Source organism: Rhodoferax sp. (assembly GCF_028714215.1).
Classification (GTDB): domain Bacteria; phylum Pseudomonadota; class Gammaproteobacteria; order Burkholderiales; family Burkholderiaceae_C; genus Rhodoferax.
This window is the reverse complement of sequence record NZ_JAQTMS010000007.1, coordinates 1-19,962: the sequence shown is the minus strand read 5'-3', so window position 1 is coordinate 19,962 and position 19,962 is coordinate 1. Positions and strand designations below refer to the sequence as shown.

Annotated in this window: 22 protein-coding genes; 11 read left to right on the top strand and 11 right to left on the bottom strand. The window is 66.0% G+C overall.

Annotation, left to right across the window (positions count from 1 at the left end):
- Nucleotides 1-26 precede the first annotated feature (26 nt).
- The 10 genes from PHS32_RS04865 to PHS32_RS04820 all read left to right on the top strand — a co-directional run bounded on the left by PHS32_RS04865 (nucleotide 27) and on the right by PHS32_RS04820 (nucleotide 7,658).
- A complete protein-coding gene (locus PHS32_RS04865) occupies nucleotides 27-1,067 on the top strand; it encodes an ABC transporter ATP-binding protein (protein WP_301077730.1) in 1,041 nt (346 codons plus the stop codon).
- The gene (locus PHS32_RS04860; RefSeq protein WP_301077729.1) at nucleotides 1,064-1,924 is read left to right on the top strand and encodes an ABC transporter permease; all 861 of its coding nucleotides are present in this window, start codon (nucleotides 1,064-1,066) and stop codon (nucleotides 1,922-1,924) included. Before PHS32_RS04865 ends, PHS32_RS04860 begins: the two co-directional genes overlap by 4 nt.
- A complete protein-coding gene (locus PHS32_RS04855; RefSeq protein ID WP_301077728.1) occupies nucleotides 1,921-2,715 on the top strand; it encodes an ABC transporter permease in 795 nt (264 codons plus the stop codon). Before PHS32_RS04860 ends, PHS32_RS04855 begins: the two co-directional genes overlap by 4 nt.
- The gene (locus PHS32_RS04850) at nucleotides 2,712-3,821 is read left to right on the top strand and encodes an FAD-dependent oxidoreductase (RefSeq protein ID WP_301077727.1); all 1,110 of its coding nucleotides are present in this window, start codon (nucleotides 2,712-2,714) and stop codon (nucleotides 3,819-3,821) included. The genes PHS32_RS04855 and PHS32_RS04850 overlap by 4 nt, the downstream gene beginning before the upstream one ends.
- Nucleotides 3,814-4,119 carry a (2Fe-2S)-binding protein gene (locus PHS32_RS04845; protein ID WP_301077726.1) on the top strand — a complete coding sequence of 102 codons (306 nt, stop codon included), beginning with the start codon at nucleotides 3,814-3,816 and terminating at the stop codon, nucleotides 4,117-4,119. The genes PHS32_RS04850 and PHS32_RS04845 overlap by 8 nt, the downstream gene beginning before the upstream one ends.
- A complete protein-coding gene (locus PHS32_RS04840) occupies nucleotides 4,116-5,555 on the top strand; it encodes an NAD(P)/FAD-dependent oxidoreductase (protein ID WP_301077725.1) in 1,440 nt (479 codons plus the stop codon). Before PHS32_RS04845 ends, PHS32_RS04840 begins: the two co-directional genes overlap by 4 nt.
- Nucleotides 5,524-5,883, top strand: a complete 360-nt coding sequence (locus tag PHS32_RS04835; RefSeq protein ID WP_301077724.1) for a RidA family protein — start codon at nucleotides 5,524-5,526, stop codon at nucleotides 5,881-5,883. Before PHS32_RS04840 ends, PHS32_RS04835 begins: the two co-directional genes overlap by 32 nt.
- Before the next feature lie 80 nt (nucleotides 5,884-5,963).
- The gene (locus PHS32_RS04830; protein ID WP_301077723.1) at nucleotides 5,964-6,224 is read left to right on the top strand and encodes an AbrB/MazE/SpoVT family DNA-binding domain-containing protein; all 261 of its coding nucleotides are present in this window, start codon (nucleotides 5,964-5,966) and stop codon (nucleotides 6,222-6,224) included.
- Nucleotides 6,225-6,232: 8 nt separating this feature from the next.
- On the top strand, nucleotides 6,233-6,619 hold the full coding sequence (locus PHS32_RS04825; RefSeq protein WP_301077722.1) for a type II toxin-antitoxin system VapC family toxin: 387 nt from the start codon (nucleotides 6,233-6,235) through the stop codon (nucleotides 6,617-6,619).
- An 85-nt stretch (nucleotides 6,620-6,704) separates the two neighbouring features.
- Nucleotides 6,705-7,658, top strand: a complete 954-nt coding sequence (locus tag PHS32_RS04820; protein ID WP_301077721.1) for an alpha/beta hydrolase — start codon at nucleotides 6,705-6,707, stop codon at nucleotides 7,656-7,658.
- A 55-nt stretch (nucleotides 7,659-7,713) separates the two neighbouring features.
- Here PHS32_RS04820 and PHS32_RS04815 read toward each other — a convergent pair whose 3' ends face one another.
- Nucleotides 7,714-8,106 carry an MAPEG family protein gene (locus PHS32_RS04815; RefSeq protein WP_301077720.1) on the bottom strand — a complete coding sequence of 131 codons (393 nt, stop codon included), beginning with the start codon at nucleotides 8,104-8,106 and terminating at the stop codon, nucleotides 7,714-7,716.
- A 156-nt stretch (nucleotides 8,107-8,262) separates the two neighbouring features.
- On the opposite strand from PHS32_RS04815, the gene PHS32_RS04810 reads away from it, so the two are divergent.
- The gene (locus tag PHS32_RS04810; protein WP_301077719.1) at nucleotides 8,263-9,801 is read left to right on the top strand and encodes a hypothetical protein; all 1,539 of its coding nucleotides are present in this window, start codon (nucleotides 8,263-8,265) and stop codon (nucleotides 9,799-9,801) included.
- 24 nt (nucleotides 9,802-9,825) lie between these two features.
- Here the strand turns inward: PHS32_RS04810 and PHS32_RS04805 are convergent, their stop codons facing one another.
- The 10 genes from PHS32_RS04805 to PHS32_RS04760 are packed head-to-tail and all read right to left on the bottom strand — an operon-like array spanning nucleotide 9,826 to nucleotide 19,633.
- Complete coding sequence (locus PHS32_RS04805) at nucleotides 9,826-10,368, bottom strand: nucleotidyltransferase family protein (protein ID WP_301077718.1); 543 nt, start codon at nucleotides 10,366-10,368, stop codon at nucleotides 9,826-9,828.
- Entirely contained in the window at nucleotides 10,365-11,348 is a 984-nt protein-coding gene (locus tag PHS32_RS04800; protein ID WP_366143460.1) for an XdhC family protein, read from the bottom strand. Before PHS32_RS04800 ends, PHS32_RS04805 begins: the two co-directional genes overlap by 4 nt.
- A 23-nt stretch (nucleotides 11,349-11,371) precedes the next feature.
- Nucleotides 11,372-12,382: a GNAT family N-acetyltransferase gene (locus PHS32_RS04795; protein ID WP_301077716.1), complete on the bottom strand. Its 1,011-nt coding sequence runs from the start codon at nucleotides 12,380-12,382 to the stop codon at nucleotides 11,372-11,374.
- 37 nt (nucleotides 12,383-12,419) lie between these two features.
- Entirely contained in the window at nucleotides 12,420-12,914 is a 495-nt protein-coding gene (locus tag PHS32_RS04790; RefSeq protein ID WP_301077715.1) for a hemerythrin domain-containing protein, read from the bottom strand.
- 50 nt (nucleotides 12,915-12,964) lie between these two features.
- Nucleotides 12,965-14,272, bottom strand: a complete 1,308-nt coding sequence (locus PHS32_RS04785; protein WP_301077714.1) for a hypothetical protein — start codon at nucleotides 14,270-14,272, stop codon at nucleotides 12,965-12,967.
- Nucleotides 14,272-14,532, bottom strand: a complete 261-nt coding sequence (locus PHS32_RS04780) for a DUF2249 domain-containing protein (protein ID WP_301077713.1) — start codon at nucleotides 14,530-14,532, stop codon at nucleotides 14,272-14,274. Before PHS32_RS04780 ends, PHS32_RS04785 begins: the two co-directional genes overlap by 1 nt.
- A gap of 11 nt (nucleotides 14,533-14,543) precedes the next feature.
- Nucleotides 14,544-15,512, bottom strand: coding sequence for a 4-hydroxybenzoyl-CoA reductase subunit beta (hcrB, locus tag PHS32_RS04775; protein ID WP_301077711.1), 969 nt, complete (start codon nucleotides 15,510-15,512; stop codon nucleotides 14,544-14,546).
- Between the two features lie 10 nt (nucleotides 15,513-15,522).
- Entirely contained in the window at nucleotides 15,523-17,853 is a 2,331-nt protein-coding gene (gene hcrA / locus PHS32_RS04770; RefSeq protein WP_301077710.1) for a 4-hydroxybenzoyl-CoA reductase subunit alpha, read from the bottom strand.
- A gap of 20 nt (nucleotides 17,854-17,873) precedes the next feature.
- Entirely contained in the window at nucleotides 17,874-18,365 is a 492-nt protein-coding gene (locus PHS32_RS04765; protein ID WP_301077709.1) for a 2Fe-2S iron-sulfur cluster-binding protein, read from the bottom strand.
- Nucleotides 18,366-18,367: 2 nt separating this feature from the next.
- Nucleotides 18,368-19,633 (bottom strand): phenylacetate--CoA ligase, encoded by a 1,266-nt coding sequence (locus tag PHS32_RS04760; protein ID WP_301077853.1) that lies wholly within the window; start codon nucleotides 19,631-19,633, stop codon nucleotides 18,368-18,370.
- Nucleotides 19,634-19,962: the final 329 nt, after the last annotated feature.

Sequence of the window (19,962 nt, the reverse complement as noted above, 5' to 3'; positions counted from 1 at the left end):
ACCACCCCCCTGCCCCGGAACACGCGATGAGCTTTCTCGAACTGCAAAACCTGTCCAGGCACTTTGGCGACTTCACCGCCGTGAGCGAATGCAGCCTGTCGGTTGCCAAGGGCGAGTTCGTCTGCCTGCTGGGTCCCTCGGGCTGCGGCAAGACCACCACCTTGCAGATGGTGGCCGGCTTCGTGCCGCCCAGCGCGGGGCGCATTCTGCTCGACGGCCGCGACATCACCGACGTCAAGCCCGACAAGCGCGGCCTGGGCATCGTGTTCCAGAGCTACGCCCTGTTTCCGCACATGAGCGTGGTCGACAACGTCGCGTTCGGTCTTGAGATGCGCGGCGTGCCGGCGACTGAGCGGCGCCGGCGCGTCGGCGAGACGCTGGAGCTGGTGCATCTGGAGTCGCTGGCCCAGCGCTACCCGCGCGAGCTCTCCGGCGGTCAGCGCCAGCGGGTGGCGATGGCGCGCGCCCTGGTGATCCAGCCGCCGGTGCTGCTGCTGGATGAACCCATGGGCGCGCTCGACGCCAAGCTGCGCGAGGAGATGCAGATCGAGCTGCGCGCGCTACAGCACCGGGTCGGCATCACCACCATCATGGTGACGCACGACCAGGCCGAGGCCATGACGCTGGCCGACCGCGTGGTGCTGATGAACCAGGGCCGCATCGAGCAGGTCGGCCGCCCCTTCGACATGTACGAGCAGCCCAACGGTCGCTTCTCGTCCACCTTCCTGGGCAAGGCCAATGTGTTCCAGGGGCTCGCCGCCGCTGGCAGGGTCGAAGTCATGGGCCACCCGTTGCCCTGCGCCGATAGCGCGGCGACGGGCGCGGTCGACTACATCGTGCGCCCGGAAAAGGTCGAACTCACGCACGGACTGGCATTGTTGCGCGGGCGTATCAGTGCCCGCGTGTTCCTGGGCAACCACTGGCTGTTCCAGGTCGACACGGCGCTCGGGACGATGCAGATCACCCACGCCAACAGCGGCCTGCCGCAGGCCGGCGAAGGCGACGAGGTGGGCCTCAACTGGTCGGGCCAGCACGCCCGCGTGATCCCGGCCGGAGCTGCGCGGTGAAGGCGCAACGCAATCTGCTGCCCTATTGGCTGGCCACACCGGGCATGCTGATGACGCTGGCCTTTGTGGCGCTGCCGCTGGTGCTGACGCTGTCGCTCAGCCTCTATCCCTTTGTTCCGGGCGGTGGCGTCGGTGAGCAACTGACGGGCACCAACTACGCGGAGATTTTTCGCGACGATTATTTTCACGCCATCTTCGCGCGCACCTTCGGCATGGCGTTCCTGGTGACCGGCCTGTGCATCGTCATCGGCGTGCCCGAAGCCTATGTGCTGACACGCCTGTCCGAGCGCTGGCGTGCCGTGTCGGTGGTGATCGTGCTGGGACCGCTGCTGATTTCGGTCGTCATCCGCACCCTGGGCTGGGCCATACTGCTGGGCAGCGAGGGCGTCATCAACAACCTGCTGCTGGCCAGCGGGCTGGTGAGCGAACCGCTGAAGCTGATGTTCACCTTCACCGGCGTGGTGATTGCCATGGTGCATGTGCTGGTGCCCTTCATGGTGCTGGCGGTCTGGACCTCCTTGCAAAAACTCGATCCGGCCACCGAACAGGCGGCGCAGTCGCTGGGCGCCGGCCTGCCCACGGTGCTGCGGCGCATTGTCTTTCCGCAGGTGATACCGGGCGTGCTGTCGGGCGGCCTGATCGTGTTCGCGCTGGCGGCCAGCGCTTTCGCCACGCCCGCCATCATCGGCGGCCGGCGGCTGAAGGTGGTGCCGACCACCATCTACGATGAGTTTCTGGGCAATCTCAATTGGCCGCTGGGCGCCGCGCTGGCGGTGGTGCTGGTGCTGATCGTGCTGACGGTCTCCCTGGGGGTCAATCGGCTGGTCGAACGGCGCTGGAAGCAGGTGTTCCAATGAACACTACACCGCGCTCGCTGCTACTGTTTCACTGGCTGTTCGGCATCTTCATGCTGGCGCCGCTGGCCATGGTGGTGCTGGTGTCGTTCACCGCCAAGGGCTACATCGCGATGCCCTTCGACGGCGCCTCGCTGCGCTGGTACCGCGCGATCTTCGAGGCGGGCGATTTCATCGCGGCGTTCTGGCGCAGCCTGGGGCTGGGCGCCACCGCCGCCACGCTGGCGACCCTGATGGCGGTGCCGGCCGGCATGGCCATCGCCTGGCACCGCTTTGCCGGCCGCGACGCCTTGCTGGGCCTGCTGCTGTCGCCGCTGATGGTGCCGCATGTGGTGCTGGGCATCGCCTTGCTGCGCTTTCTGACCCAGATTGGCGGTTCCGGCAGTCTGTGGGGTCTGACGGCGGCGCACACCGTGATCGTGCTGCCCTACGTGCTGCGTCTGGTGGTGGCGGCGGCGACCGGTTTCGACCGCAGCATTGCGCAAGCCGCGCAGTCGCTGGGCGCATCCAACTGGACTGTCTTTCGCCGCATCGAGCTGCCACTGATCGTGCCGGGCGTGGCGGGCGGCTGGCTGATCGCCTTCATCAACAGCTTCGACGAGTTGACCATGTCGATCTTTGTAGCTTCCGCCGGTACCCAGACCCTGCCCGTCAAAATGTACAACCACATCGCCAACACCATAGACCCGCTGCTGGCCTCCATCTCCAGCGCCATGATCGTGCTGACGCTGGTGCTGATGATCGCACTGGACCGCTATTACGGACTGGACCGCATCCTGTCGGGCAAAGCATGAAGCAACACAACGAAATCGACACCCTGGTGATTGGCGGCGGCGTCGTCGGCATGTCCGTCGCCTACGGTCTGGCGCGCGCCGGCGAGCGCGTGCGCCTGCTCGACGAAGGCGACGACGCCTTTCGCGCGGCACGCGGCAACTTCGGCCTGGTCTGGGTCCAGGGCAAGGGTCTGGACCGGCCAGCCTATGCCCGCTGGACGATGGCCGCTGCCCAGCGTTGGCCGGCTCTTGCGCAGGATCTGGCAGAGCGCAGCGGCATCGACGTCGATCTGTCCCAGATTGGCGGCCTGACCCTGTGCCTGGACGACGCCGAACTCAGACAGCGCGCCGCTGCGCTGGAATCCATCCGCCAGCAGTTGGGCGGCAACTACCCGTACCAGGTGCTCGACCTGGCGCAAATCCGCGAGCTGTCGCCGCACGTCGGCCCCGCAGTCACGGGCGCCGTCTTCTGCCCGCTGGACGGCCACGTCAACCCGCTGCGGCTGCTGCGCGCGCTGGTCCAGAGTTTCCAGAACATGGGCGGTGAGCTGCTACCCGGCGTGCATGTCGATGCCATCGAGCAGCGTGGCGGCGAGTTTCACGTGCGCACCGGCAGCGTCGACCACGTGGCCCCTAAACTGGTGCTGGCGGCCGGACTCGGCAACCGCAAACTGGCACCGCTGGTAGGACTCAAAGCGCCGGTGCATCCGAACCGGGGCCAGGTCATGGTCACCGAGCGTGTCCGGCCCTTTTTGCGCCACCCCACCATGCAGGTGCGGCAAACCGGCGAAGGCGTGGTACAGATCGGCGACTCCAAAGAGGATGTCGGTTTCGACGACGGCACCACGCTGGCCCAGCTCTCGCGCATCGCCGAGCGCGCCACGCGCTGCTTCCCGCTGCTCAAGGGCGTCAACGTAGTGCGCAGCTGGGGCGCCTTGCGCGTGATGAGCCCCGACGGTTTTCCCATTTACCAGGCGTCGGCGGCTTGCCCGGGTGCTTTCGTCGTCACCTGCCACAGCGGTGTCACACTGGCCAGCCAGCACGCGGGAGCGCTGGCGGACTGGATCCGGGGCGGACCTGAGCCGGCCGACATCAGCGGCTTCAAGGCGGAGCGTTTTCATGTTTAGACCGATAGAACCCAGCAACGCGCGAGCCACAGTCACGCTGCACCTGGAGGGCAGGCCCATCAGCGCACGTGCCGGCGACACGCTGGCGATCGCGCTGCTGAACGCAGGCGTGCTGCGCTTTCGCCAGACCGCCGTTTCCGGTCAACCCAGGGCACCGATGTGCCTGATGGGCGTCTGCTTCGATTGTCTGGTCGAAGTCGATGGCCAGCAGAACGTGCAGTCCTGCATGACCGAGGTGCGCGACGGCATGCAGGTGCGCCTGCCCACCGGCGCGCGGCGGGCGGGGGACCGGGCATGACGCACGACCTGGTGATCCTGGGCGCCGGCCCGGCCGGCATCTCGGCGGCGCTGACCGCTGCGGCGCTGGGCCTCAAAACCGTACTGCTGGACGAGCAACCCAGGGTGGGCGGCCAGATTTACCGCAACATCACGGCCGTTGACCCCAAGGTGGCAAGCTTGCTGGGGCCGGACTACACGCACGGCCGCTCGCTGGCCCAGCGGCTGGCGACATCCGGCGTCGAGCTCCGTTACGCTGCCCTGGTGTGGGATGTGGCACCCGACCTGACCGTGACCGCGCTGCAAGACGGCCAGTCATTCCAGCTCCATGCGCCGCAACTGATAGCCGCCACCGGTGCCATGGAGCGGCCCTCGCCCCTCCCCGGCTGGACGCTGCCAGGGGTCATGAACGCCGGCGCGGCGCAGATCGCCCTCAAGAGTGCCGGCTCGGTGCCAACGGGCTCAGTGGTGCTGGCGGGCGCCGGCCCGCTGTTGCTGCTGGTTGCCTGCCAGTTGCTCGATGCCGGGGTCACGCTGGCCGGCATCGTCGAGACCGCGCCCGGCGCCAACCGCCGGGCCGCATTGCCGCATCTGCCAGCGGCGCTGGGGGCGCCGGCCACTTTGTTCAAAGGCTGGCGCATGCTACGGCGCCTGCGCTCGGCCGGCGTCCCCTGGTTCACCGGCGCCTCCGGGCTCGCGGTCGAAGGGCAGCAACAGGCCGAGGCCCTGCGCTTCACCGTGGATGGGCGCACGCAGCGGCTGGACGCCTCCATCGTGCTGCTGCACCACGGGGTCGTGCCCAACACGCAGTTGACGCGCCTGTTGCGCGTGGCACACGATTGGAGCGATGCGCAACTGGCGTGGCAGCCGCGCGTCGACAACTGGGGCCAGACCTCGCTGGCCGGCTTGCGCGTCGCCGGTGACGGCGCCGCCATTGGCGGTGCGCTGGCGGCCGAAGCCAGCGGCGCCCTGGCGGCCTTGGGCGCGGCGCACGCGCTGCAACGCCTGTCCAGCACCGAACGCGAGCAGCGCGCGACGCCGCTGCGCCAGGCCTTGCGCCAGCAACTTCGGGTCCGGCCTTTTCTCGATGCGCTGTACCGGCCGCCCGAGTGGATCAACACGCCAGCCGACGACACGGTGGTCTGCCGCTGCGAGGAAGTCACGGCCGGGCGCATCCGCGAGATGGCCCGGCTGGGTTGCCAGGGGCCTAGTCAGACCAAGTTTTTCAGCCGCTGCGGCATGGGCCCCTGCCAGGGTCGCATGTGCGGCCTGGCGGTGACCCAGATACTGGCCAAAGAGCTGGGCAAGACACCCGCGGAAATTGGTGCTTACCGCATTCGCGCGCCGCTCAAACCCATTCCGCTGGCCTCCCTGGCCGCCCTCGCGTCATCCATCCCCGAAGCAGAACCACAGGACAGAGCACTCCATGAGCCAAGACATCCAGCGCCATCACACTAACGCCCGCATGAGCAAGATCGTGCGCCACGGCGGACTGGTCTTTCTGTGCGGACAGACTTCCAGCGGCAAGACGCTGCCCGATATCGAAAGCCAGACCGGCGAAGTACTGGCCCGCATCGACGCCTTGCTGGCCGAGGCCGGCAGCGCGCGCAGCCGCCTTCTGTCAGCCACCATCTACCTGAAACGGATGCAGGACTTTGCTGCCATGAACACGATCTGGGAAGCCTGGATGCCAGCCGGCGCCGCCCCGGCACGCACCACCGTGCAGGCCGATCTGGCGTCCCCCGATCTGCTGATCGAGATCACTGTGGTGGCGGCATCGGCGTAGACCGCATGGCGTAAACCGCATTGACGCATTCCGGTGCAAGGCATATACTGAGATATATACCAACAAAAGCGAGGTGCGACATGGAACAGGTTGCCAAGCTATTCACCAACGGCCGCAGCCAGGCGGTTCGCCTGCCGGCCGTCTACCGCTTCGATTCCAAGGAAGTTTTCATCCGGCAAGATCCGCAAACCGGTGACGTCATTTTGTCTCGCAAACCGGCAACCTGGGACGGCTTTTTGGCCGCGCTCAAGGGTGCTGATGTGCCCCACGATTTTCTGGGCAAAAAAGAACGCAAGCAGACACCGCATGAGCGTGACCCATTCGATGGCTGGCGCGAATGAGCCTCCACATGCTTGACACCAACACGGTCAGCCACCTGATCAAGGGGCACCCGGCTGCCGTCGCCCGGATGGTGGCTACCCCTATGGCTTCCCTTTGCATCTCGGCTGTTACCGAGGGTGAAATGCTTTTTGGCTTGGCAAAGCGTCCCGATGCCAAACGGCTTCATGTTGCGGTACATGAGTTCCTGCTGCGCGTCGAGGTACTACCCTGGGACAGTGCGGTGGTGCAGCACTACGGCACCGTGCGAGCGAATATGGAGCGACAAGGCAAGGTTCTCGCGCCACTGGATATGATGATTGCAGCCCACGCGCTGAGTGTGGGCGCCGCCTTGGTCAGCAACGACCGGGCTTTCGGTCTGGTTGCCGGTCTAAGCATCGAAGACTGGACAATTTGAACCCATGGGTGATCAAGAAATGGGTCGTGCGCATTGACCACCCGACGGCGAGGCACGGCTCTTCCCATTCACGGAGACACCTGACATGCGCATCCACATTCGCTTTGTGTTAGTCCTGCTGGCGCTCGTCATTCTGGTTTTTGCAGGCGCCATCATTGTCTTCTGGGCGCCCGATATGCCGGTCGATTCCCTGAAAGCGCGCTGGGCAGCGCCGCCGTCCACCTTCATTACGGTGCAAGGCATGCAGGTTCACGTGCGTGACGAAGGCCCGCGCGACGACGCTACGCCGCTGGTGCTGCTGCATGGCACCTCGGCCAGCCTGCACACCTGGGACGGCTGGGTCCGGGTCCTTTCGAAACAACGCCGCGTCATCCGCTTCGACCTGCCTGGCTTCGGCCTCACCGGGCCGGCGCCGGACAACGATTACAGCCTGGAGCGCTACGCGCGCTTTGTCGCCGCCACGCTCGATGCCCTGCAACTCAAGCAGGTCGTGCTGGGCGGCAATTCCCTGGGCGGTGAAATCGCCTGGGCCACCGCAGTGATGTTTCCGGAGCGCATCGAGCGCCTGATTCTGGTCGATGCGGCGGGCTATGCGTTTCGATCCGAATCGGCGCCCATTGCTTTTCGCATCGCCCGGCTGCCGGGCCTCAATCGCCTGATGGAAAACATCCTGCCGCGCGGCATGGTGGAAGCCAGCGTGAAGAACGTCTATGGCAACCCGGCCGCGGTGACACCGGAATTGGTCGATCGTTACTACGATCTGGCGCGCCGCGCAGGCAATCGCCGCGCGCTGGCCCAGCGCTTCAAGCAGAACCAGCCGGGCCCGCTGGTGGCGCGCATTGCGACGCTGCATCTGCCGGTACTGATATTGTGGGGCCAGCGCGATCGTCTGATACCCCTGGAAAACGGCCAGCATTTCAACCGAGACATCGCCGGCAGCCGCTTGCAGGTCTTCGAGGGCCTGGGACATGTGCCGCAGGAAGAAGACCCGCAGCGCACGGCGCAGGCCGTCACAGAGTTCCTTGCCGTGGCGCGCTAGGCAACGACATTCGGAGCGCACTGCCCGGCTTGCCGGCGCGGCCACCAAACCAGCTTCAGGACATGGCCATGATGGCAATGCTGACGGCCAGTCCGGCGGTCCAGACCAGACTGCGCAGTGTGCCCTTGTTCATCAGGTAGCTGGCCACATAGACGAGACGAATAACAATAAAGAGCAGGGCCAGGGCATCGATACGGCCCTGATCGGCATGCGCCTGCTGCGCCAGAATGACGGCGGCAATGAACAAGGGCAGGGCTTCAAAACCGTTGCTCTGCGCCGCCATGGCGCGTGCCTGCCAGCCGGTCAAGTGCGAGGCCCATTCGCGCGGTTGCCGATTGTCGTAACCACCGTCTTTTTTGGGCTTGCGCGCGCCGCTGGCCTTGGCCAATCCAGCGGTCAGAACCGGCAGCACGCAAGCCGCCGCCACGCACCAATTTGCAACAGTCATATCGATCTCCTCCGGCAGATCGTACTCAAATCCGGGCAGCGGGGACGGATCGGCTTTCGAATACCCCGATTCTCCGCTAGCAAGCCCACCCGGCCCCCTCACGGCCCGTGCTATTCTGACAGGCACGGTTGGCGCAACAAAGGAAGGCCGGTAGCGATGAAAATCAAATCCACACTGAAGACTCTCTGGCTTGGCGTGGCCCTGGCGGCCGGTCTGCTCTTGCCGGCGCATGGCGAGACGACGGCAGGCAGCCCGGCGCAGGCCCGCACCGCGGCGTATTTGCACTCGATCCATTCCCAGCCGCCGCTGCTGTGGGCTTTTCTCAAGGACATGCCCAAGGGCGGCGATCTGCACAGCCATTTGTCGGGTGCCATCTACGCCGAATCGATGATCGGCTGGGCCGCCGAAGATGGGCTGTGCGTGGACACCAGGACGCTGGTCATCCTGCCGCCGCCGTGCGACCAGGCGCAGGGGCAGGTGGCGGCAAAAGACGCGCTGACCGACACGGTTCTGTTCCGGCGCATGATCGACGCCTGGTCGATGCGCAACCCGGGGCCTTCGGGGCTCAGCGGTCATGACCTGTTCTTCGACAGCTTCGGCAAATTCGGTTCCGCCACCCGCAAGCGCGATGGCGACATGCTGGCCGAAGTGGCGTCGCGCGCCAGTGCCGGGCACGTTAGTTACCTGGAGTTGATGACCACGCCTGCCTCCGCGGAAACCTTCAAGCTCGCGGCGAAGGCGGGCTGGAATGACGACTTCGGCAAGATGCGCGCGTCGCTGCTGGAGAACGGCTTGCCCGAAGCGGTCAAGGCGGCTGCCGCCGACCTGAACAGCGCCACCGCCAAGCAACGCGAAATCCTGCGTTGCGGCACGCCCCAGGCCGCCGCCGGCTGCGCCGTCACGGTGCGCTATCTGTACCAGGTGCTGCGCGGCTTGCCGAAGGAAATCGTGTTCGCGCAGATGCTGGTCGGCTTCGAGCTGGCCCAGGCCGACGCGCGCGTGGTGGGACTGAACCTGGTGATGCCGGAGGATGCGCTGGTGCCCATGCGCGATTTCTCCCTGCACATGCGGCTGCTGGACTACCTGCACGGCCTCTACCCCAAGGTGCAGGTCACGCTGCATGCCGGTGAGCTGGTACCGGGCCTGGTGCCGCCGGAGGGACTGCGTTTTCACATCCGCGATTCGATCGAGGTGGGACACGCCCAACGCATAGGCCATGGTGTCGCCGTGATGCAGGAAGACGATGCCATCGGCTTGCTGAAAGAGATGGCGCGCAAGCGGGTTTTGGTGGAAGTCTGCCTGACCAGCAACAGCGGCATCCTGGGTGTCAGCGGCGCCCAGCACCCGCTGTCGGCCTATCTGAAATATGGTGTGCCAGTGGCACTGGCGACCGACGACGAGGGCGTCTCGCGCTCCGAGATGACGCGGGAATACGTGAAGGCTGTTGAAGAACAAAAAGTCGATTACCGCCAGTTGAAAACCATGACGCGCAACAGCTTGCACTATGCGTTTGTGGAAGGCGCCCCCTTGTGGCAGGACATCGAAAAACTGCGCCCGGTGGCGGCGTGCGGCAGCGACCTGCGTGGCGCAAAAAAAGCTGGCGTCGCGTGCCGGACTTATCTGGAGCAGAACCCCAAGGCGCGGCTGCAATGGGAACTGGAGGATGCGTTTACCGCCTTCGAGCGCAGGTTTTGACGGCGCGCGGGAATCGCTGTTGCGTCACGGCGCTGCGCGGAGCGCCACCATCAACCGTTCGGCCAGCCGCAGATCGTCCAGCGTATCGATGTCGGTCACGCAACCGGCGTCGTTCACGACCAGCTCAAAGGCCGGGTAGCTGCGCACCACGGCGGCGGCACCGTGGTCTCCCTTGAGCGCCAGCAGCGCCTCACGACAACTGGCAGAAAACCCCACCGGATGGCCGCGCTGGCCCCGGTATATCGGAAGCACCACCGCGTGGTTCTTCAGCGCCGTCGCCACGGCGCGCAAGGTGGCGCTGTGGATCAAGGGCAAATCGGCCGGCAGAATCAGCCAGCCGGCAGCCTGTGCCGTGGACCGCACGGCGGCGGCGATCGAGTCGCCCATGCCGGGCTGGCCGCTGTCTTCCAGATGCCAGGGCAAAGCGCTGGCGCGGACCGCGTCCAGCGTGTGCTGCAACACGGTTTTTCCCAGCAACGGCGCCTGTAGCTTGTGGCTGCTGCCGCCCGATGCGGCAAAGCGCTCGCCACGGCCGCCAGCCAGCACGATGACGGTGGGGCCACTCAATGGGGTACACCGCCTGGCGTGGTCGTCAGAGCGCCCGCCACCAAGTTTTTGACCTGAATGATTTCGGCCACGATGGCCACTGCAATCTCGGCCGGCGTCTTGGCCCCCAGCGCCAGACCGACCGGGCCGTGCAGGCGCACAAGTTGTTCGGCACTCAGATCGAAATGTTGGGCCAGTCGCTGCTTGCGGGCCGCCTGGTTGCGTCGCGAGCCCAAAGCCCCGACATAGAACGCGTCGGATTGCAGCGCTTCCAGCAAAGCCAGATCGTCCAGTTTGGGGTCGTGCGTCAAGGCCACGATGGCGGTGTGAACATCGGGCCGCAGCTCAAGCACCGCATCGTCGGGCATGCCCTCGACGCGCCGGATCCCCGGCACGCTGGCCACCAGGGTGGCGGCGTATTCCTCGCGCGGATCGCAGACCAGCACTTCAAAGTCCAGCATCAGCGCCATTTGCGCCACCGCCTGCGACAACTGGCCGGCACCGATCAGGAGCAGGCGCCAGTTCGGGCCAAACACCGTGGTCAGCGTGACGCCATCGAACTGCAAGGCCTGCCCGCGCACCGCGCTGCCCAGTTGCACGGCACCGCTGGCCAGCGTCACGCTGCGCGCCACCAATTGCTGGGCCGCCGTGCGCGCCAGCAACTCGACCAGCCAGCCGTCGTCCCGCAAAGGCTCCTGCAACAGGCGCAAGGTACCGCCGCAAGGCAGGCCAAAACGTGCCGCCTCTTCCTTGCTGACACCGTAGCTGATCAAGCTCGGTTTGACGTCATCAGCGTGCGCGTCTTTGGTCTTTAACGCGGCCTGGGTGCGGGCAATCAAGTCGTCTTCGACGCAGCCACCCGACACGGACCCGCTGACCACCCCGTCATCGCGCACCGCCAGCAGGGCGCCGGGCGGGCGCGGCGCACTGCCCCAGGTTTCCACCACGGTCACCAGCGTCACCGCGTGGCCGGCCTGCCGCCAGGCCAGCGCATCACTCAAAACCCTGATATCCAGGCTCTGCATCAGATGGGATGGCTGAAGGCCAGGCGTTGCGACGGCTGGAAGCCGGCGTCGAACAGGAAACCCAGCAAGGCCTGATCGCGTGGCGCCGTCAAGGTCTCGACCCGCTCCACCCGCAAGGCACCCAGATTGGCAAACAGTTGCGACAACAGCGCGCGGCCGACGCCGCGGTGCTCGTACTCCGGATCGACGCCAATGGTGTCGATGACGGCGGCCGGCTCGGTGCGGCCGAAATCGCCCAGGTCGGCGCGCGCCATCAGGTAGCCCACGATGGTGCCATCCAGCCGTGCTGTCATGGAGACCCGAAGCGCCGAATCATTCAGGGCCTCGGCCAGTTTGGCCTGCATGTAGTCAGTGCGGTCGCGTCCGGTGAGGGCGCGGTCGATGCGGGCGATTTCCTGCAAGTCCTGTGGCTTCATGGACTGCACGTCGGCGCTGTCGCGCGCCAGCTTTTCAAAATCGTTGTCGCCCGGCGCGCCGTAATCGATTTCGTGACCCGGGCCGAAGCCATCGGGTGCTTCCACTGCCTCGTCGCGGCCGGCATGGTAGGCACCGCCATCGACCTGGCAATCGAGCCAGCGCTCCGGCGCCAGCGTGAAGTCCATGGCATCGAACCAGCGCAGCATGGCGTGGTCGTTCCAGGCGGCCGAGGTGTGCAGTTCGCTCAGTCCGTGCTTGCGCGCATGGCTCAGCAAGGCCTGCAACAGTTGCGCGCCGACGCCGATGCCGCGCGCCTGGTGGTGCACGCCGACAATCTCCAGCCGCAGCCCCGGGTGCGGCCGGCCGAATTCACCCACCAGCAAGCGTGCCAGCAGGTAGCCCACCAGCTGGTCGCCCTCCAGGGCGGCAAACTGGGCGTGCAAGGCCGGCTCGCGCAGGGCAGCCGCCAGGCGGCGCTCGATGTAGTCGCGCCGCGCGTGGCCTTCGATCTCGGCGTCGATCGCAACCACCGCATCCAGGTCCTCCTTGGCCAGCGCGCGAATGACAATTTTCCGGTGGGCAATAGCGTCCATGGGGTGGCTCCTTCGGTCTTCAGGTTATGGGGCAGCGCTAACTGGCAGCGTAATCGAATGCCAGTTGCCTATCGGTTTCGTCGTCCAGCAAATCGTCCAGCATCGGCAGCAAAGCCATTTCTTCCTTCTGGATATGCGACACCTGGCGCTCCACCAATTCCAGCACGCAGGCTTTGAGCGTGTCCCAGCCGGCGCCGTCCAGGCTGCCCGAGGCCACGCCGCCGGCCAGCGGCGCCAATTCTTCGGCGACGGCACGAATCGCCTCGTGCTCTTCGCTCAGCAACATGGCAATGCCGCCATCGCCGGCCTCGCGCAGGCGGCTGAACAATTCGCGCTCTTCAAAGCCGAAGTGCCGGTCCACATCCTGTTGCAGGTGCTGCGCCAGCGCCGCCACCAGTTTCAGCAGTTCCGGATCGCGGCTGGCCTGTGCGCGCGGAGCTTTGGCAAACATCTGCTCGGCCCGGCCCAGCAGTTGCAGATTGGCCCGGTGATCTTCATGCAGGGCGCGGCTGGTTTGTCGTGAGAAGTTCATGATAAGCAATAATGGTATCAGAATACCAAATTAGGGGACTAGCGGCAATTCTAAGATGGTTTGGCATTTTCCGGCGTGCCATTTTTGCGCAACAGCGCCGTCATGCGGCGCCACGCATGAAAGAAAAAATGAGCGAACGCCGCCGCGCCCAGGGTGCCGCTGGCGGCAGCGGCGCGCAGCAGCCAGGGGCTGTCCAGCAAAACCCCGCCCAGCAACAGCAGCAGTGCCGTCGCATGGCAGTAGAGATGCACATCGAGCGCCTGCTGCTGCGTCATGTTGGAGGCGGTGGGCGGTCGGCGCATGCCGGCGCCGGCGTGCATCGCCGCCAGGAACGGAACAATGCGCGACAGCATGCCCAGCAGCAGGGTCAGCAAACCGCCGATCAACAGCACGCCAAACAAGACCAGCCCATGCGGCACGCTGGCCTCCAACTCGATCGCCAAGGCCAGCGCCAAGCTGGCCGCCAGGCAATCCCAGCCGATGCGCACCAGCACAAAAGACGAACCCAGGCCGCGCCGCATGCCGCTGTGCAAGGCGCGTTCCATCAGGGCCACATGCAGCAGGAAGGCGATGCCGGCCAGCGCAATCGACCAGGCAATGAAATTGGGGGGCAGCAGGCCCAACACGACCAGGAACACAGCCACCAGCGCGGTCAGAGCCAAGCCCAGCGAAAGCCAGGACCAGGCCGCTGGCGGGTTGTCGGACAGCGCAAACATGGGCACCAGAATGTAGGAAAAACCCATCACCAGCAAGCCCATGAAACCGTAGCCGGCAAAAGTGACGTGCAAGGCGATGGCGCTCTGGCGCTCCAGCACGATGACGCCGCTGTAGGCACCGGCCAGCGACAAGCCGGAGGCCAGCAACAGCAGCAGCGACAGGCAGGCGGCCCAGGCGTGCAGCACGACCAGGGGCATGCCCCTGGCGCCGCGCAAATTGCGCGCCAGCAGCACCAGGTAAAACAGCAGCGCCGTGGCGACGGCCAGCGCCCCGATCCACAAGACCGGCGGCCACGCGGTGGCCATGCCGGTGGTCACGCCCAGCACACCCAGGGTGTAAAGGCACCACAGCCAGTCGTACGGCCAGCGCTGTGGCGCCACCGCCTGCCGCGTCGCCACCGGCAGCAACTGCAAACTGGCGCCCATCACGGTCATCAGCAACACCCCCAGGGTCACCAGGTGCAAGGCGGCCAAGGGCCAACCAAGGCCGCCGGCAAAGTTGGCGACGTCTGGCGCGGCCCAAAATAGCGCCGCCCAGGCGAGCAACTGGAACAGCACCGCCGCGGCGAAAAAACGAAACGGGATCGACGCCGCCAGCAAGCGCCCCTTGGCACCGCCCAGGAAGGCGCTGGCGCCGGCCATCAGGAATCCCGGGTCAGTTTCAGGCGAACTTCACCCGGCTCGCCTGGAATGTGCTCGGCGCGCCAGCCGCGCTGCGCCAACTCGGCATACAGGGGCACCGGTTCCCGGTCATGGTGCACCGTCAGGGTCGCCGCATCGCCGAGCGACTCCAGCAGTCTGATGATGGTGACGAAGGGACTGGGCGGCGCCAGTCCGCGCACCTCGACGTGCAGGCCGTCCGGCTCAGTCCACTGTTCGCCGGGGCGGCGTGCGCTGGGCATGGCGCTGGTGCTCAAAGCCCGGTCAATTCGCTGACCAGACGTTGCGCCAGCACCGAGGCGACCTGGCGCCGGTAATTGGATGCGGTGACGGTGCTGCGCATCGGACTGACCTGTTTTTGCACCAGCTTGCCCAGCGCGCCCAACAGCTCAGGCGTTACGGGCTGCTTGCACAGAGCCGCGCAACCTTCCAGCAAAACAGGGCGTGAGTTGGTACCGGTCAAGGCGACCCGAAGTTCTCTAATCACCCCATTGGCCATGGTGACACGCACCGCCACACCAACCAGCGGGAAGTCCACCGCGCCGCGCGTGCGTGCCTTGCGATAGCCGCACCGCATGCCGTCAGGCTGCGCCGGAATGCGCACCCTGGTGACCAGTTCGCCGGCGCCCAGCGTCAAGGGGTTGGCGCCGTCATCCTGGTAGAAATCAGCCAACGGCAAAGTGCGCGGACCGTCGCTGTGCAGGATCTCGATGCTGGCGTCCAGCGCTATCAGGGCCGGCGCCAGATCGCCGCTCCAGGCCGCATGGCAGCGTGCGCCCTGCGGTGCCACGTGGCAGACCTCACCCTGGTTCTTCAGACAATAATTGTTCGACTGGCGCCACCACTCGCTTTGGTTGTAGAAGACGCAGCGCGTGTCCAGGCACAGATTGCCGCCCAGCGTGGCGACCGTTCTATGGCTAGGCCCGGCAACGCTGGCGGCGGCCTGCGCCAACGCCGGCAACGCCGACTTGATCTCACTGTGGCCGGCGAGCTGCTGCAAGGTCACGCCGGCACCCAGGACCCAGCCCGAGCCGTCACGTGTTATCTGCTGAAGGTCATCAATGCCGCCCAGGTCGATCAAGGTGTCCGATGCGACTATGCCGCGGCGCAGATTGGGCAGCAGATCGGTACCGCCGGCCAGCACACGCGCCTGCGGGTTGGCGGCCAGCCAGGCCACCGCTTCTGCCGCCGACCGGGGCGAGCGCAAGACGAAGGGCGTCATGGCATCCATCCTAGACCTGCGCTTTCTGCATGGCCGCGCTCTTGGCGGCAGCGAGTTTTTGCGCGCGCCGGCGCGCCTGCAGCGCGTCCAGCAAACGGTCCGGCGAGGCCGGCAACTCGTGCAGACGCAGGCCCGTCGCATGCGCGATGGCATTGGTCAGGGCCGGCAGAAAACCGGACAAGGAGCCCTCGCCCGCCTCCTTGGCGCCGAAGGGGCCGTTCGGATCGGGCGCTTCGACGATGAAGGTTTGTATTGGCGGCGACTCGACAATGGTCGGTATCCGGTAGTCCAGAAAATTGGCGCGCATGTGCAAGCCTTTGTGGTACTGCGTTTCCTCGCTGAGCGCCTGCCCCATGCCCATCCAGACCGAGCCTTGTATCTGGCCTTCCACCGCCAACGGATTGATGGCACGCCCGCAGTCGTGCGCGACCCAGACCTGGACCACCCGCACCATGCCGGTGTCTTCGTCGACCTCCACCTCCACCACCTGCGCGGCGTAGGAGTAACCGGCGCTAGTGCCCACCGCCGCGCCGCGGAATTTGCCGCCCTGGGTTTCACGCGGTGTCGACCAACTGCCCCGCACCGTCACCGTGCCACCCGTTTGCAGCGCCAGCGTCACCACATCCTTGTAGCTCAAGACCTGTGCGCTGCCCGCCACCCCGTAGTATTCGCCATGGCACTCGACGTTCTCGACAGGCAGCGCAAACTTGCGCGCCGCCGCCTCCAGCAAGACCTGGCGCAAGGCCTTGGCCGCGTTGATGGCGGCGTTGCCGACCATGAACGACACGCGCGACGAGTAGGAGCCGTTGTCCTTCGGCGTCACCGCGCTGTCGTTGGCCACCACGCGCAAGCGCTCCATCGACAAGCCCATCACTTCGGCCACCGTCTGCGCCAGCAGCGTGCTTGAACCTTGCCCGATGTCGGCGGCGCCGGTCAGCAGCGTGATGCCGCCATCGAAATCGAGCTTCAGGTTCACCACCGCGTGCGGCTCGCCGCTCCAGTGCACCGGCTTGGCGGAACCGCTGGCGTAGTGCGAGCAGGCCAGCCCCAGGCCGCGCCCCTTGGGCATGTGGGCGTGGCGCTGCTGCCAGCCGGAAGCTGCCTGCACCTTGTCCAGACATTCGGACAGGCCGCAGGAGTTGACCTGCAAGTCGTTGATGGTGCGGTGCGGGATAGCGAGCAGGTTGGCGCGGCGCACGGCAAACGGATCGAGCCCCAGTGTTTGCGCCATGGTGTCCAGCATCGATTCGAAGGCATGGCGCACATCGACCGAGCCATGGCCGCGCATGGCGCCGTTGGGCGGCGTGTTGGTGTAGACACGCAAACCGAAATAGCGGCAGGCCGGCAACTGGTACAGGGCGTGCAGCAGGGAGCCGGCATACAGAATGGTGACCAGTCCGTAACCGGCATAAGCGCCGCCGCGCTGCACCACCTCGCAGTCCACCGCCTGGATGACACCGCTGCTGGACAAACCGATCTTCAGGCGCACGTCGGTCTCGGGCCGTCCCCGGTGCGTCACGAACGATTCCTCGCGCGAGAGTTCCAGCTTGACCGTGCCGCTGGCCGCGCGCGCCAGCAGGGCGGCAATGATTTCGAAATTGAGGGTCTCGGTGCGGTGCCCGAAGCCGCCGCCGACAAACGGCTTGACGACGCGGATCTGGGCCGCATCCAGCCGCATGCACTGGGCCAGAATCAGATGCACGTAATACGGCACTTGCGACACGGTGTGCAGGGTCAGGCGGCCGCGCTCTGCGTCCCAACTGGCCAGCGAAGCGTTGGGCTCCATCATGGCGTGGGTCACTTCGGCGTAATGGAAGCGCTCTTCCAGCACCAGATCGGCGGCCTCGAAACCACCCGCCACATCGCCAAAGCTGTGGTCCACGTCACGCGCAATATTGCCGGGTTGATCGTCGTGCAGTTGCAGCGCATCGCTGGCGCGCGCACTGGCAGCATCGAAATAGGCGGTCAAGGGTTCCAGATCGAGCGTGATGGCGGCCAGGGCGGCGCGCGCCGTCGCCTGATCCACCGCCGCCACCGCCGCCACCGGCTCGCCGCAGTAGCGCACCCGGCCGCGGGCCAGCGGAAATTCATTCTGGGCAATCGGAATCACGCCATAGGGCACGTCGCAATCGTCACCGGTGATGACGGCACGCACGCCCGGCATGGCGCGCGCGCGGCTGACGTCGATGGCACGAATGTTGGCGTGCGCCACCGGGCTGCGCAGGATGGCGCCGACCAGCGCCTCGCGCGCCGGCAGATCGGCCGTGTAGAGCGCCGAACCGGTGACTTTTTCGATGCCATCGATCAGCGGCTGGCGCTGGCCAATGGCATGGTGCGCCAATTGGGTTTGCGAAGTGGTGTCTATGCTGGTTCTCCCGCTGCGTGGGCCAGAACGGCAGCCGCCGCCTGGACCGCTTCGATGATCTTGACGTAGCCGGTGCAGCGACAGATGTTGCCCGACAAGGCTTCGCGAATTTCGTCTTCGGACGGATCGGGCTGGCGCAGCAACAGGGCTTGCGCCGCCATGATCATGCCGGGGGTACAGAAGCCGCACTGGGTTCCCAGTTTTTCGTGGAAGGCAGTCTGCAAGGCGCTCAAGCGCCCGGCCTGCGCCTGCGCTTCTATGGTTTGCACGTCGCGGCCCTCGCAGCGGCAGGCCAGGGTGAGGCAGGAGAGCTGCGGCTTGCCGTCCACCAGCACGGTGCAGGCACCGCACTCGCCGCCGTCGCAACCCTTCTTGGTGCCGGTCAGCCCCAATTGCTCGCGCAGGTAATCGAGCAGCAAGGTGTGCTCCGCCACCGCATCCTCGCGCACTCGGCCGTTGACCGTGAGATTGACGATTCGTTTGGCCACAGTTACTCCTTGGGACGCAGATCCCGCACGCGCACCGCCTTGCCCTGCGATCGGGGAATCTCGCCGGGCAGTTTGACCACGACATCGGTGCTGATGCCCACCATCGACTTGACGTGACGCGCCACATCACGGGCGATCGCCGGGAAGGCCTCCGCATCGACACCGCACTGCGCTTCGACCTCGATCGTGACGTGGTCCAGCGTGCCGCGGCGCTCCACCACCAGTTGGTAGTGCGGCGAGATCATGGCGCGCCCCACCAGCACCGACTCGATCTGCGACGGATAGACGTTGACACCCCGGATGATCAGCATGTCGTCGCTGCGGCCGGTGATGCGCAGGATGCGCAGATGGGTGCGCCCGCAATCGCAGGGCGCGGTGGTAACCCGGGTGATGTCGCGCGTGCGGTAGCGCAGCATCGGCAAGGCCTGCTTGGTCAGCGTGGTGATGACCAGCTCGCCGGCATCGCCCTCGGGCACCGGCGCCTGGGTTTCGGGGTCCAGCACCTCAAACAGGAAGTGGTCTTCCCAGCCATGCAAGCCGGCTTGCGCGGGGCATTCGCAGGCGACGCCGGGGCCCATGATTTCGGACAAGCCGTAGATGTCGATCGCCTTGACCGCCAGGCGCTCCTCGATCTCGCAGCGCATGGCATTGCTCCACGGTTCGGCGCCGAAAACGCCGACCCGTAGCTGGCTCTTGCGCAGGTCAACCCCCTGCTGCTCGGCCACCTCGGCCATGGCCAGCGCGTAAGAAGGCGTGGCGCACAAGATGTTGGCGCCCAGGTCCATGATCAAGGCGATCTGCCGCTCGGTCGAGCCGCCGGACATCGGTACCACGGTGGCGCCCAGCCGTTCGGCGCCGTAATGCGCGCCCAGACCCCCGGTGAACAAACCATAGCCATAGGCGTTGTGAATCACGTCGCCGGCGCGGGCACCGGCGCTGTGCAGCGAGCGCGCCATCAGGTCGGCCCAGTTCTGAATGTCTTCCCGGGTGTAACCGACCACCGTTGCCTTGCCGGTGGTACCGCTGGAGGCATGAATGCGCGCGACGGCGTTCAAGGGGCGGGCAAACATGCCGAACGGGTAGCTGTCCCGCAGATCGCTCTTGTAGGTGAAGGGCAGGCGCCGCAGATCGTCCAGCGTGCGAACTTCTTCCGGCACCACACCGGACTCCTCCATGCGCTTTCGATGCAGCGCCACGTTGTCGTGCGCGTTGCGCAGCGTGGTTCTCAAACGCGCAAACTGCAAGGCCTCCAGCGCCTCGCGCGGCATGGTTTCGGCACTGCGATCAAAGTAATTGTCGGCATCGGTGTTCTGGATGACTCCGACTTCTGGCATGGTGTTAGCACCCATGTTGTCTCCTTGGTTTTTGTAAAGCTTTGGACATCCTGTCTGTCCTGAAATGACGGCAGGTCAGAGGCTTGGAAGCTGACGGCCTTGTCATGGTTAGAGGCGTGTAGGTTGGTGGCAGGATCAGGCCGGGGGACAGCCGCGGAGTCACTCACCCCGGCGCCCTCGGGCCTCCGGCGCCTGAGCGTAGTGTGCATGCAACCTCGAGGTCGCAGACGCTTGAGCCTGCGTTCGTGGATCATGTCCTGACC